Origin of the sequence: Weissella sagaensis (genome assembly GCF_010306265.1) — a bacterium.
In the GTDB taxonomy this organism is placed as follows: domain Bacteria; phylum Bacillota; class Bacilli; order Lactobacillales; family Lactobacillaceae; genus Weissella; species Weissella sagaensis.
The window spans coordinates 104,556-119,438 of sequence record NZ_BLKA01000002.1; the positions used below are offsets into that span (position 1 = coordinate 104,556).

Sequence of the window (14,883 nt, forward strand, 5' to 3'; positions counted from 1 at the left end):
GTGTTGACATGTCAAAGGAAAAGCAGACTCCTGAAGAAGAAATCGAAGTTACCGGTGAACAAATCAATGTTGACACTGATAATGAAGAAACAACTTCTACAGTAGATCAAATTTCTGAGTTAGAAGCCAAAGTTTCTGAAGCAGAAGATAAGTACTTGCGTGCTCATGCAGAAATGCAAAACATGCAAGCACGATATGCAAAAGAGCAATCTCAAGCTGTTAAATTTGCTAATCAAAAATTAGCGCAATCAATTTTACCGGCTGTAGATAATCTAGAGCGTGCTTTGCAAGTTGAAGCTGATGATGATTCAGCGCAACAAATTAAGACGGGTGTTGAAATGGTGTATAAAACGCTAATTTCAGCACTTGAAGAACATGATGTGAGAGCAGTCGGTGAGGCTGGTGAAGCATTTGATCCTAACTTCCACCAAGCAATTCAATCAGTACCTGCAGATGATGATCATCCAGCGGATACCATTGCAACGGTTCTTCAAAAGGGTTACGTTTTAGCTGATCGTGTTGTTCGACCAGCGATGGTATCTGTTTATAATTAAGCAGTTATTCATTAATATTAGTATTTAACAAATAAAAAAATCTGATCAATAAGAGGTAAATTATTATGTCAAAGATCATTGGAATTGACTTAGGAACTACAAATTCAGCTGTTGCCGTTATGGAAGGTGGCGCACCAAAGATTATTACTAATCCTAATGGTGGTCGTACGACACCATCAGCTGTTTCATTTAAGAACGGTGAGACGCAAGTTGGAGACACAGCAAAGCGTCAAGCAATTACTAACCCTGATACAATCTTGTCAATCAAGTCACACATGGGTGAGCCTGGTTACAAAGTAACTGTTGATGGTAAGGACTATACACCACAAGAAATTTCAGCTATGATTTTACAATACATCAAAAAGTATGCTGAAGATTACTTAGGTGAAACAGTTGATAAAGCTGTTATTACTGTACCAGCTTACTTTAATGACGCACAACGTCAAGCAACTAAGGATGCTGGTAAGATTGCTGGATTAGAAGTTGAGCGTATTGTTAACGAGCCAACTGCTTCTTCATTAGCATATGGTTTAGATAAATTAGACCAAGACCAAAAGATTTTGGTTTACGATTTGGGTGGTGGAACATTTGATGTTTCTGTCCTTGAATTGGGTGATGGTGTGTTCGAAGTATTGTCAACAAATGGTGACACTCACCTTGGTGGTGACGACTTTGACCAAAAGGTTATCGACTGGTTAGCTGATGGCTTTAAGAAAGAACACGGTGTTGACTTAAAGAATGATAAGCTTGCTTTGCAACGTTTGAAGGATGCAGCCGAAACAGCTAAGAAGACATTGTCATCAGCTACTGAAGCTCAAATCGACCTACCATTTATTACAGCAACTAACGAAGGTCCATTGCACTTGCAAACAACTTTGTCTCGTGCACAATTTAATCAATTAACGGCTGATTTGGTAAAGCGTGCTGAAGCACCTGTTCGTAGCGCTTTGAAGGATGCCGGTCTATCAATTGATGAAATTGACAAGGTTATCTTAAACGGTGGTTCAACTCGTATTCCTGCTGTTCAAGAATCTGTTAAGAACTTGACAGGTAAGGAACCTGATCACTCAATTAACCCTGACGAAGCCGTAGCTCTTGGTGCTGCTGTTCAAGGTGGTGTTATCACTGGTGATGTTAAGGATGTGGTTTTGCTTGATGTTACACCATTGTCATTGGGAATTGAAACAATGGGTGGTGTCTTTACAAAGTTGATTGATCGTAACACGACTATTCCAACATCAAAGTCACAAACTTTCTCAACCGCTGCTGATAACCAACCAGCTGTTGATATCCATGTTTTGCAAGGTGAGCGTTCAATGGCTGCCGATAACAAGACATTGGGTCGTTTCCAATTAGCAGATATTCCAGCTGCACCACGTGGTGTACCTCAAATTGAAGTTAAGTTTGACATCGATCGTAATGGTATTGTTTCTGTATCTGCTAAGGATTTGGGAACAAATAAAGAGCAAAAGATTACCATCCAAAGCTCAGGATCATTGTCAGATGAAGAAATTGAACGTATGATGAATGATGCAAAGGCTAACGAAGAAGCTGATAAGTCACGTAAGGAAGAAGCTGACTTACGTAACGAAGTTGACCAATTGATTTTCCAATCAGAAAAGACTTTGGAAGAAGTTGGCGACAAGTTGCCTGAAGATGATAAGAAACCAGTAGAAGATGGCGTTGCAGACTTGAAAGCAGCGAAGGAAGCTGATAACTTAGAAGATATGAAGGCCAAGAAGGAAGCTTTGGAAAAGGTTTCTCAAGAATTAGCTGTTAAGTTGTATCAACAAGCACAACCAGCTGAAGGTCAAGAAGGTGCCGCACAAGAAGGTCAATCAGATGACAATACTGTTGACGGTGACTTTGAAGACGTATCAGATGACGATAAGAAATAATCAAATGATTTAACGATCTGAACACCCCTACGTTACAGACCGTACGTGATTGTGAGAATAGCAGCTCGCAATCACGATACATATTAAAATTTTTAGGAGGATTTGCCTCATGAATAATACTGAATTATATGAGCGTTTAGGTATTGATAAAAATGCCTCACAAGATGAAATTAAGAAGGCTTACCGTAAATTATCAAAAAAGTATCACCCAGATCTTAATCATGAGGCAGGTGCTGAAGAAAAATATAAAGAAATACAAGAAGCCTATGAAACATTAGGTGATGAACAAAAGCGTGCAATGTATGACCAATATGGTGCAACAGATGGCCAACCTGGTGGTCAAGGTGGTTTCGGTGGCTTTGGTGGTTTTGGTGGCGGTAACGCCCAATATGGCGACTTTTCTGACCTTGGTGATATCTTTAGTCAAATGTTTGGTGGTGGATTCCAAGATCCTAACCGTCCACGCAAGGGACAAGATTTGCAATACAGAATGAATCTAACCTTTGAAGAGGCTGTTTTTGGTAAAGATGCAACAATTTCGTATACACGTGCAACAAATGACGGTAAACAAGAAAGCAAAGAACTAAAGGTTACTGTTCCAGCTGGTGTTGAAAATGGTCAACAAATGCGTTTGACTGGTCAAGGTGAAGCCGGCTTTAATGGTGGTCCATATGGTGATCTGTTTGTTGTATTCCGTGTTTCACCGTCAAAGGATGATTTTGAACGTGAAGGGACAACGATTTATTCACGTATGCCAATTGACTTTACAACAGCTGCATTAGGTGGCGAAATTTCAGTTAAAACAGTGCATGGTGATGTTAAATTAAAGGTGCCTTCTGGTACAGCAACTGAGACTAATTTCCGTCTACGTGGTAAAGGTGCACCACATATGCGTAGTGGTAACAACGGTGATCACATTGTGACATTGTATGTAGATGTTCCAAAGAAATTGAATAAGGAACAGAAGAAAGCACTTGAAGCTTTTAAAGAAGCAATGACTGGTGAACATAAAAAAGGATTTTTCGGCTAAAAATACAAGCAAGTGACTTTGTTTAAGGTTACTTGCTTTTTTGTATGGCATAATTGATAAAGAAAACGGAGGTTACTAAATGCGCTTAGGAGATTTAAAAATTTCTTTACTTGGTATGCCATTAGAACGTCCGTTGGCAACACAATTATTTTCATCAGAGTATGTGTTTGTTGAAATTATGGGTAAAGAAGATAAAAAATTAATTTTAACGTTAGCGCCAAATCAAAGCACAACGATTCATGATTTACAAAAGTATGATGAAAATGATTTGGAGATAATGATTCGTGATAGCGAACAATTATTACATAAAATATACGGTTATCGTATTATAGACAACATTATTGTGTTAGCCTAATTAAGGAAGGGTAATATGCATAGACGAATGGGCTGGCTTTTAACGACCATAATTGCGATTGTTGCGCTCATTATGGTTTTAGTATTATATCGTAACAATGGGCAACCAACGCGTGTACGAACGATGGCAGAAGAAGCTATGAATCATAATAAACTTCCTTTTGCCAAAAAAGGACAAGACAGTTATGAAGAATATCAACCGACCAAAAAAGATTTAGCAAATAAAAACTATGTTGAACGTGGACAACTTAAAAAAATTGGTCAGTACCAACTAACAGAAACAGGACTTGAACAGAAGTGGGTAGATAATAAAAAAGTTGATAGTACCATTACGAATGGTAATATGATTTATCATATTAAAAATATCAATATTATTCAGAATACTGCACGCACACAAAATTCGCTATTATCAGCTAAACGTTCGTTAAACGATCGCAAATTAGGTGCCAAATTTATCACGTTGGTTATTAACTATGATGTGACAAACAATAATTTAGTAACAGCAATTACACCTGGTATTACAGCAATTAAATATTCTGATGACACAACGATGTCGATATTGAGTGGTATCTACAACGATGGTCGTTTAAATACTTCAGGTATTGTACCTTACGAAACGACGTCGACAACGACAACTGTATTGGTTCCTAAACATGTGGGAAAACATTTATCATCACTGGATATACAATTTGCGACAGTTAAAGATTCAGCAAATAATGAGATTGTAAAACCATCATCAGTTAGGACAATTACGTTTTAGCATCATTAAACTGCTGTATAAAGCAGTTAAAAAATGCTAAAATTATAACTAGTATAGACCGTCATTTAGGCGGTTTTCTTTTTGAGTAAAATTCAATTAGAAATAAGCACAAATAATTTAAAAGGATAAGGAGTTCCTAATTATGCAAATTGAGTTTCTAGGGACTGGCGCTGGTTCTCCAGCACGTTTTCGTAATGTAACGGGTGTTGCTTTACGTTTGCTTGAGGAAATTAATGAAGTTTGGTTGTTTGATGTTGGTGAAGGTACGCAACGTCAAATGTTACAATCAACTATTCGACCACGCAAAATCACGAAAATATTTATCACGCATTTACACGGTGATCATATTTATGGATTACCAGGACTATTGTCTTCACGCTCTTTTCAAGGAGGCGATGAGCCCTTAATGATATATGGGCCGAAAGGAATCCGTCAATTTGTGGAAGTTAGTTTACAAGTTTCACAAACCCATCTAACCTATCCAATTTCTTTTGTGGAATTACCTGACGCAGGTGGCGAGGTATTAGAAACGGCTAAATTCACAGTAACAGCTCTACCATTAGACCACCGTATTTTATCATTTGGCTACCGTGTTGAAGAACATGCACATCCAGGTGAATTACTAGTAGAACGCTTGCGCGAATTGAACGTACCAGAAGGTCCATTATATGGACAATTAAAACAAGGTAAGGATATTACGTTGTCAGACGGACGAACTATTTATAGTAAGGATGTCATTGGTGAAGCGAAGCCTGGTCGTTGTGTTGCAATTATCGGGGATACACGAAAAAATGACAATACGCTACTACTGGCGAAAAATGCTGATGTTATGGTTCATGAATCAACATATGGTAAAGGTGAAGGTAAGCAAGCACGTAATCACTACCATACAACTAGCATACAGGCAGCTAAAATTGCAGCGCAAGCTCAAGTTGGACGGTTATTATTGACACATATTTCGGCACGTTATGCAGGTAAGGCAGCAAATGAATTGGCTTATCAAGCACGTTCAACTTTTGAAAACATACGTGTTGTTAATGATTTTGATGTGTATGATGTGCCATTTGGTGAACAAACAAATTCAAAACCAATGACATTACCTGAAACAGACACTATTTCATAGAACGAGGAGGCATTTCATGATTAATTCACGTTATCAATGGGAACAACCGGATATTCAAAACCAAAAAGCGATTATTAATGAACTGAGCGAAACATTTGGTATCTCTAAATTAATTGCTAAAATTTTGGTCAATCGTGGCTATGATACCGTTGAAACAGCAAATGCCTTTTTACGTCCTGAAATCTCAGCGTTATATGATCCATTCTTATTGCATGATATGAATAAAGCGATTGAACGTTTATTCCAGGCTATTGACAACGGTGAAAACATTGTTGTTTATGGTGATTACGATGTTGATGGTATGACCAGTACGGCAATTATGACGTGGGCTTTGGAGTTGATGGGTGCTAATGTGACTTATTTTATCCCAAGTCGCTTTAGTGATGGATACGGACCTAATTTAGATAATTATCAAAAACTTGCTGCTGATGGGATGCAGTTGCTTGTGACAGTTGATAATGGTGTTTCAGGTAAAAACGAAGTAGCTTGGTTAATGTCACAGGGTATTGATGTTATTATTACAGATCATCATGAGTTACCAGCAGATTTACCGGTAGCGACAGCGATTGTACATCCCCGTCATCCAGATGGTGAGTATCCATTTGGTGGTTTATCAGGTGCTGGTGTTGCTTTTAAAGTTGCTTCAGCATTGCTTGAAGAACCAGCAGATGAAGTGTTGGATTTAGCTGCTCTAGGTACGGTGGCAGATGTTATGTCATTGACAGATGAAAATCGAATCATTGTAAAACAAGGGCTTGAAAATTTAAAGTTAGATCCACGTCCGGGGTTATCAGCATTGTTAGCAGCCGCTGGTACACAATTATCAGATATCGATTCATCAACAATTGGCTTCACGATTGCACCGCGTCTTAATTCTTTGGGACGTTTGGAAGATGCAACGACGGGTGTTCGATTGTTATTGATGGATGATGATGAAAGTGCTAAAACTTTAGCAGAACATGTTAACGAACTTAATCAAAAGCGACAGCAATTAGTGAATGATATAACGGTTGCTGCACAGGCTCAAGCACAAGAATTATCAGCTGATCCAGTTTTAGTGGTTGCTGGTGAAGGATGGCATGAAGGTGTATTAGGTATTGTTGCTAGCAAATTAGTTGAGCAAACTGATAAACCAACGATTGTGTTAACAATAAATGATAACGAGATGAAGGGATCTGGGCGATCAGTAGCAGCTTTTGACTTGTTTAAGGCTTTAGATGGTCATCGTGATTTAATGACAAACTTTGGTGGTCATGCGAGTGCTGCTGGGATGACGATACCAACAGATAATTTGGCAATGATTAGGTCAGTTTTAAAAGATGAAGCGACTAAACAAGCTCTAGCTACAGCTCAAAAGCCAAAATTGCAAATTGCTGCTGAAGTTACTGCATCAGATTTTACGCAACAAAATTTTGATAATTTACAGGTGTTAGCACCATTTGGTGAGGGTAATCCGGAGCCATTATTTGTCGTTAATGTAGACAACGTTGATAAAGTTAAAACAATGTCTGAGGGTAAGCATTTAAGATTTACAGCGCAGACAGCAGCGGGTGTACTACCAATTATTGCTTTTGGTTGGGGTCAACAAGCAGATGCTTTGAATGGCCATTTTTCATCATTGCAAGTTACAGGAACGATGAGTCAAAATACGTTTCGAGGCAGTACAACCTATCAGTTAATGTTGAAAGATATGGCCGCTCAGGGGGCCGCAATTTTAGATAAGCGTACTAGTCGCTTAACTAAACAAACTTTTGCTGCTAATGCGACATATGTATTTTTCAATAAAAATCATTATCAACAGCTATCTGAGTATATTACACAACCCGCAAATGCAGTGATGTGGCATGATATTGATCGGCAAACAGGGATTCAAACGATGGTGTTAGTGGATTTACCGGAATCATTGCCACAATTACAAGAACTATTACAAAATGCTGTACCGGAGCTTTTGGTACCAATGTTTTATGTTAAAAATCCCGTTTATTTACAAAAAGTACCAGATAAGCCAACTTTTGCAAAGGTTTTTAAATTTGTTAATTCGTTTAGAAATATTGATTTAAATAGGCAGTTGGATGATGCTGTCAATCATTTGAGCATACACAAGTTAACATTACAGTTAATATTAAAGGTGTTTTTGGAAGCAAAATTTGTTATAATCGAGAATGGTGTTTTAAATGCTGTACCAAATCCAGCGCCATTGAATCTAACCGAAACAGAGACGTTCCAAAAATTTATGGTACAGCGAGATCTTGAACGACAACTAATTTACAGTACAACAACTGAATTAGAAACGTTATTAATGAATTTAAGTAAGCAGGAGAGCTAAACAGATGTTGGATTTGAATGACTATATTACCTCTATTCCGGATTTTCCTGAAAAAGGTGTTATCTTCCGTGACATCACGCCATTATGGGGTGATCCAAAAGCGTACGCCGAAGCAACCCGGCGCATCACACACTTTGCTAAAATGCGTGATGTGAACGTTGTAGTTGGTCCTGAATCTCGTGGGTTTTTAGTTGGGGCACCAGTTGCTAATGAACTAGGTACTGGTATTGTCTTAGCACGTAAACCTGGTAAGTTACCAAGAGAAACCGTTAGTGAAAAATATACTTTAGAGTATGGTGAAGCAGCATTAGAAATGCATAAAGATGCTATTAAGCCCGGTGAAAAAGTGTTGATTACTGATGATCTACTTGCTACGGGTGGCACAATTGCTGCTGCCATTAAGTTGGTAGAATCTTTAGGGGGTATAGTTGCTGGATTGGCCTTTATGATTGAGTTAAAAGATTTAAATGGTCGTGAAAAACTTGAAGGTTATGATATCTTATCATTGATGAGTTACTAAAGATATATTGAAAAGAGACTCAGACATTTGTTTGGGTCTCTTGTTTTTTATAATAGGGTATGGAGGAGATATGGATACACTAAAGGGGCGGATGAAATCATTAGTTGGTTTAGTATTTATTTTATTAATGATTGAGCAAGTTATTAATGCACAGCAACACATACATATTTATCAACTGTTGACGATAGTAACGGTGCCAACTATCTTTTTTGTAGTTGGTTATTTTATAGATAGTACCCGATCATTTTCTCATCTATTATTAAATGGTATAAAAAAAATGGTTATACCATATGTCATAACCAGTATTGTTATTATGGCTTTGAATATATTGGCTAGCCAACTATCATGGATTAAGCAACCGTTTTCAGATGTTAAGACCATTATTAAAACATTTGCCTATGGTATTGGTTGGCCAACAGATACTTTATTTGGTCAAAGCAGTTTTGGCGTTGGCTTGGTTTGGTTATTACTAGCTATCTTTTTTGCGACGTTAATTTTTAATTTGGTTACCAAATTAAAGAAGTCGTGGTTGATGGTAATAGCAATCATTATGCTGACAGCCGCTGGTTATTTGTTTAGAACTATTGTGCAATTACCATGGTCATTGGAAGCAGCATTGATTGCGCAACCCTTTATGTATTTTGGTTCTTTAATTAAAGACCAACAAAAAATGCCCATGACCCTAGCCACATTTTTTGTTGGTATTATCTTGTGGTCTATTAGTAGTATTAGTGGGGCCTTTGATTTTACTGTTGCGTATAATCCATATCCTATTTTTGGCACCATTGCAAGCTTATTTGCAGTAAGTGTTATTTATGTTTTTCATGATAGGGTAATTTATCAAATTAAGCCATTGCAAATAATTTTAAAATATTTAGGTGATCATTTTATACTAGGGCTATCAGTAGCCACGTTGGTATTGTTGTTTATCCAGATAAACAGTGTCATGGCAAACGTTTATACAATTTTGATAGTATTAATTAGTATTGCTGTGATAGTTATGTTACAAAAGTTAATACTATTAATCAAAAAATAGCGCATTAGAACAAAAGTATATAAGTAGGGGTTAAAAATGAATGGCATAAATAAAAAAAGAAAAACACCAATTAGACCGTTAAATTATATTGGAATGATGCGAGTAACATTAACCGGTTTATTATTAGCAATCGGTACGACAGTTATGTTGCAAGTGGCAATGTTTTTCCAAGATTGGGGTCGTTATAATCAGACAACAGATTTTACAAAAGCCCTAGGTGAATCAATTAAATTTATGTTAGCGCCACGTGCTTGGTTTTCAGTGTTTATTTGTTTTGTATTTTTTGTTTTAATTTATGCAATTTTAAATTGCTTTTTTATGACGATAGCGATTTATCTGATAACAGTAATTGTTGTTTTTGTTGCTGAGTACATGAAAGTTAAAGCACGTAATGAACCAATAATGTTTAGTGACATGTCGGAAGCGACTGCTGTTGGTGGCCTAACAGGAATGATTGATCGCCAATTATTAATTGGTGCCGTTAGTTTAGGATTAATTATCCTTATTATTGCGGTATTACTAGAATATCTCGTACATAAACAAAAACTTGGCCGTTTAAATAATTTTTTTAGCCAATTAAAGTTCAAAAATAAATGGTTTCGTTTGGTTATGTTGGTCGTTACAATGGGTTCATTATCAATTTCGTTTGTTGTTAATGCCGATCATAATCAGGCTTGGCTACAAAAGTTTGGTTATCAACGGGTTGTTTATAGTTCTGGGGATGATTCACTTTGGAACGGCCCAATTGCGACTTTTATGGCGAATATTTCAACCGTTATTATGCGTGAACCTCATGATTATTCGGCTAAAGAAATGCAACGTATTGAGAAGAAGTATGGTAATACAGCACAACAAATTAATGAAACACGACAATCAAAAGCAGCGGGACAAACAGTTGCTTATATTTTAAGTGAATCTCTCGCTAATCCAAATGATATTAAAGGATTCCAATATAAAGGGGATAACGTTTCTAAGAATTTGGAGGCTGTTAAACAACAAGCAACTGTGTCTGGAAAAATGTTATCTTCTGGTTACGGTGGAGGGACTGCTAATATTGAATATATGACATTAGCTGGTTTTCCATTAGCAACATATGCACCAGAGATGACTGTTCCATATGTGCAATTAGTACCTTTTGCGCATACAGTGCCTAATATTGCACAAGTATTTGATAAAAAAGAAGTATTACATCCGTTTGTGGGAAGTTTGTATAATCGTAAAGAAGCGTATAAGAAAATGGGGATTAACCATTTTTATACTACGGATAATAAGGATGATACTTATCCTAAAAAGTATCTGGGTGGTGCTTCTGAGAATGCCTATCCGACAGATGATAATGCCTTTAAGTACTTAGAAAATAAAATTTTGAAGTCAACTGATAAAAAATCGCAATTTATTCAGTTAATGACCATGCAGAATCATATGCCGTATTATCAAGGAGAATATCCTAATAATCAGTATCAAATGACAAAACCAGTTGTTTCAGGAAATACTAAGACCCAGATAGAAAGTTACCTAGCAGGTGTTCATCAATCTGACTTGGCCTTGGAAAAATTGATTAAGCATGTTGATAATTCAAAGCGACCAATTACATTGGTGTTTTATGGTGATCATTGGCCAGGAATTTTTACTTTTGTTGACCCGCAAATTCAAGCAAAAGAAGCTCATGAGACAGATTATTTTATTTATCAAAATGATGCTGCTAAAAAAAGGGAACAGTTACAAAGTAATCTTAAGCGGCCATATGCTTCTCCAAGTGATTTCCCAGCTTTGACATTAGACGCGATGAATGTCAAAGTTTCACCGTTTTATGCTTTACAGACACAGGTGAGTGAACAATTGCCTGCGTTTGCTAATTATACACGGGGAAAATTTGTAGATGAACAAGGCCATACTATCCAAACGAAACAATTAACCAGTAAACAGAAACGTTTATTAGCAGATTTTAAGTTAGTACAATATGATTTGAGTGATGGCCAACATTATTTGTCTAATAAATTTACAAAAACCATGAAATAAAAATGAGTATTTTACATTATTAGAAAACGATAGTATAGATATAAGGGCTTTTAAAGGAAAATATGTTATTCTTATTTATTAGCGTAGCTACTTAGGTTTAAAAAATGCAGAATGAAGGAGCTAGTGTGTTATTACCTAGCTCTTTTTAATTGGTTATCTAAAAAGGGGAAGTATTTTGCAATTACTTGAAAAAAATAGAATTGTTAATATCTTGGCCAGTATCGTTACACTGATGTTAGTATTGATGCAAATGATTACGATTCCAGATCATCCAGTGATATATAATTTTTTAACATGGTTAACATGGCCATCATTGTTTTTTATTGCAGGTTATTATATGACTAACAAAGAAGGTAAAGCTAGCATATTACATATTATAAGATGTTACTTATTACCATACATAATAACGGGAGTACTTATTGTCGTTGTTAATAAAATAATGCAGGTTCTTCATTTAGCTGGAGAATGGGTAAAAATACCGTTTCCATCAATGAAAATTGGCGCAGTAACGATGTTATATGGTAATGGTTGGCCAACAGATACATTGATTGGCCATCATGATTTTGGTATTGGTTTGCTTTGGATTTTGCTAGCATTGCTTTTTGGGGTATGTATCCAATTAATGATAGATAAGTTACGGATTCAAATAGTTAAAGTAATCATTAGCTTAGTTTTGATGGTATTAGGTTTTTATTTAGGTACTAAAGTGCAGTTACCTTGGTCGTTAGATGCAGCATTGATTATGCAACTATATATTCTATCAGGAAAATATTTTAAAACAGTCGTTATAACAAATATTAGTGCACCGGTTACCATTGGTGTAGGGATGCTAACTGTTTGGTTGATGTCGATTAGTAGTGGTCCTTTTGAATTAACTTTAGCAACAACACGTTATTGGTTTTGGGGTACAATAACGGCATTATTAGGGTTAATTATGTTGATTTTAATTGCCAATTATTTGACAAAGTTATTGTCTAATCCTTTATATGATTATTTTGTCAAATTGGGCGATAAACAGTCAATTAATATTGCAGTGTTGGCTTTCGTTAACTTGATGTTTCCGATTGCACACTATGTTAGTGTGATAATTAAGTTACCTCATGGTACTTTTGTGATTATTTGGTTAGTTATGGTTATTATTGTTTTCGTAGTAAAACTTATGATTCAATATATGGGCCAACGCTACTTTAATTGGTCTAGTAATGAAGGAATTAGTTAAATGAAAAAAAGATTTCAAAATTTTAAATTAACTGGGCCATCATTTAATGGGTGGATGAAACTGTTGTTGATTGGCTTAATATTTAGTATTTGTACCACAATACTATTACAGTTTGCAATGTATTTCCAAACATGGGGGCGGTTTGACCAAACCAATGATATTGGGCAAGCTTTCCAAGCAGCATTCCGGTTTATGGAGCGTCCTCAAGCATATTTTTCAGTATTAGTTGGTTTGATTTTATTTATTTTTATTATTGTACTAATTAATCATCTATTTATTGGTATCGCAACATATTGGGTGTTAGTGATTGTGGCGTTCATTGCTGAATATATGAAGATGAAAGCACGTAATGAACCTATTTTATACAGTGATTTATCTGAGGTTACGGCTGTTGGTGGTTTAACACAGATGGTTGATAAAACTTTGCTGTTTGGGGCAATCGTGACGATTTTAGTATTAATTGTTATTGTTGTTGGTTTAGAGACATGGGTACGCAAAAAGCGCACAAGTAGGTTCGCAGAATCAGTGCACGGCATGATGTTCCAAAAGATGGGGGAACGTTTGTTAGTATTATGTGCGTCAGTTGTGTTACTAGGGTCACCATTTTTAGCAAGCGCAGACAGTAATCGCGCATTATTAGAGCATTTTGGGTATCAGTGGCAAAGTGTTAATACTGGCGATGATACCATGGTGAATGGACCAGTTATGACTTTTGTATCGAATATTGCAACCGTTATTATGCGTGAACCAGCAGGTTATTCAGCTAAAAGCATGGCTAAACTAGATCAAAAATATGAGAAATATGCAGCAGAGATTAATAAAACACGCACAAATAATTTAGCAGGTCAAACAGTTATTACGTTGCTAAGTGAGTCACTAACAGACCCCAATAAAGTAGACGCCTTAAAGTATACAGGGACAGATGTCTACAAAAATATTAATCAGATTAAAAAGAATGCTGTCATGTCTGGAACAATGTTGTCATCTGGCTATGGCGGTGGAACTGCTAACATTGAGTATATGACTTTAGCGGGATTCCCGTTAAATACGTATGCGCCAGAAATGGTAGTTCCCTATACCCAATTAGTACCGTTTGCTGATAAAGTACCAACGCTACCTGGATTATTTGACAAGCGTGAAGTAATTCATCCATACGTGGGAACATTTTATAACCGGCGTGATGCCTATAAGAAGATGGCAATTCAAAAGTTTTATACAACAGATGGCCAAAAATATAAATATCCTGCTTCATATGCAGGTACTTTAGGTGATTCAGGATATACAGCTGATAAAAATTCTTATCGATATTTGTTAAAGAAAATTGCAAAATCTTCAAATAAAGATTCGCAGTTTTTGCAATTAATGACAATGCAAAACCATATGCCATATAACCCTGGTGAATATGGTAAGAACAATTACAAAGTGACATCACCAACTTTATCAGATACAGCACGAGAACAAATTGAAACATACATCACAGGTGTTCACTATACTGATGTTGCAACAAAGAATTTGATTGCTAAATTAGATAGATTGCAGCGACCAGTTACGCTGATTTTTTATGGTGATCATTGGCCAGGTGTTTTTACTTTTGTTGATCCAAATAAGCAACAGGAACGTTCACATGAAACTGATTACTTTATATACCAAAACAAAGCTGCACAAGAACAAAGCAAGCAAAATTTGAATAAACATGAACGTGCTTATGCATCACCAAGTGATTTTCCGGCACTAGCTTTGCAGGCAACGAATAGTAAGGTATCGCCACTTTTTGCTTTACAAACAAAAATTGTGAAAGAACTACCAGCATTTGCAAATTATCAACGCAATCGCTTTGTGGATAATAATGGCCATCAGTTATCAACGAAAGACTTAACTAAACAACAAAAAATGTTATTACATGACTTGAAATTGGTGCAATATGATTTGAGTTCGGGTAATCATTACTTAAAAAATGATTTTATCAAGTAATGACAATCACATGCTTAGTTAATGGTTTTTTTGATGAAGTGAAATGATATAATAATAATCGTGCTAGTTAAAA

12 protein-coding genes are annotated in these 14,883 nt (G+C 36.2%); all 12 read left to right on the forward strand.

The features are described from left to right. The first annotated feature begins 8 nt into the window (after nt 1–8). Nucleotides 9–554 carry a nucleotide exchange factor GrpE gene (gene grpE / locus G7Y65_RS03105; protein ID WP_165314584.1) on the forward strand — a complete coding sequence of 182 codons (546 nt, stop codon included), beginning with the start codon at nt 9–11 and terminating at the stop codon, nt 552–554. 65 nt (nt 555–619) lie between these two features. Further along, nucleotides 620–2,452, forward strand: coding sequence for a molecular chaperone DnaK (dnaK, locus tag G7Y65_RS03110; RefSeq protein ID WP_147161811.1), 1,833 nt, complete (start codon nt 620–622; stop codon nt 2,450–2,452). A gap of 109 nt (nt 2,453–2,561) precedes the next feature. Next, entirely contained in the window at nt 2,562–3,482 is a 921-nt protein-coding gene (locus tag G7Y65_RS03115) for a DnaJ C-terminal domain-containing protein (RefSeq protein ID WP_042493797.1), read from the forward strand. Between the two features lie 79 nt (nt 3,483–3,561). Further along, nucleotides 3,562–3,837 (forward strand): hypothetical protein, encoded by a 276-nt coding sequence (locus G7Y65_RS03120; RefSeq protein WP_137600593.1) that lies wholly within the window; start codon nt 3,562–3,564, stop codon nt 3,835–3,837. Nucleotides 3,838–3,852: 15 nt separating this feature from the next. After that, nucleotides 3,853–4,596, forward strand: coding sequence for a hypothetical protein (locus G7Y65_RS03125; protein WP_137600592.1), 744 nt, complete (start codon nt 3,853–3,855; stop codon nt 4,594–4,596). A 142-nt stretch (nt 4,597–4,738) separates the two neighbouring features. Next, nucleotides 4,739–5,719: a ribonuclease Z gene (rnz, locus tag G7Y65_RS03130; RefSeq protein ID WP_042493800.1), complete on the forward strand. Its 981-nt coding sequence runs from the start codon at nt 4,739–4,741 to the stop codon at nt 5,717–5,719. A 16-nt stretch (nt 5,720–5,735) separates the two neighbouring features. Beyond that, a complete protein-coding gene (gene recJ, locus G7Y65_RS03135) occupies nt 5,736–8,045 on the forward strand; it encodes a single-stranded-DNA-specific exonuclease RecJ (protein ID WP_165314585.1) in 2,310 nt (769 codons plus the stop codon). A 4-nt stretch (nt 8,046–8,049) separates the two neighbouring features. Further along, nucleotides 8,050–8,565 (forward strand): adenine phosphoribosyltransferase, encoded by a 516-nt coding sequence (locus G7Y65_RS03140; RefSeq protein WP_042493805.1) that lies wholly within the window; start codon nt 8,050–8,052, stop codon nt 8,563–8,565. A 70-nt stretch (nt 8,566–8,635) separates the two neighbouring features. Beyond that, nucleotides 8,636–9,601, forward strand: coding sequence for an acyltransferase family protein (locus G7Y65_RS03145; protein ID WP_165314586.1), 966 nt, complete (start codon nt 8,636–8,638; stop codon nt 9,599–9,601). Nucleotides 9,602–9,637: 36 nt separating this feature from the next. Continuing rightward, nucleotides 9,638–11,620: an LTA synthase family protein gene (locus G7Y65_RS03150; RefSeq protein WP_165314587.1), complete on the forward strand. Its 1,983-nt coding sequence runs from the start codon at nt 9,638–9,640 to the stop codon at nt 11,618–11,620. 175 nt (nt 11,621–11,795) lie between these two features. Then, on the forward strand, nt 11,796–12,839 hold the full coding sequence (locus G7Y65_RS03155) for a hypothetical protein (protein WP_165314589.1): 1,044 nt from the start codon (nt 11,796–11,798) through the stop codon (nt 12,837–12,839). Further along, complete coding sequence (locus G7Y65_RS03160) at nt 12,840–14,810, forward strand: LTA synthase family protein (protein WP_137600587.1); 1,971 nt, start codon at nt 12,840–12,842, stop codon at nt 14,808–14,810. It begins immediately after the preceding gene. The last annotated feature ends 73 nt before the right edge of the window (nt 14,811–14,883 follow it).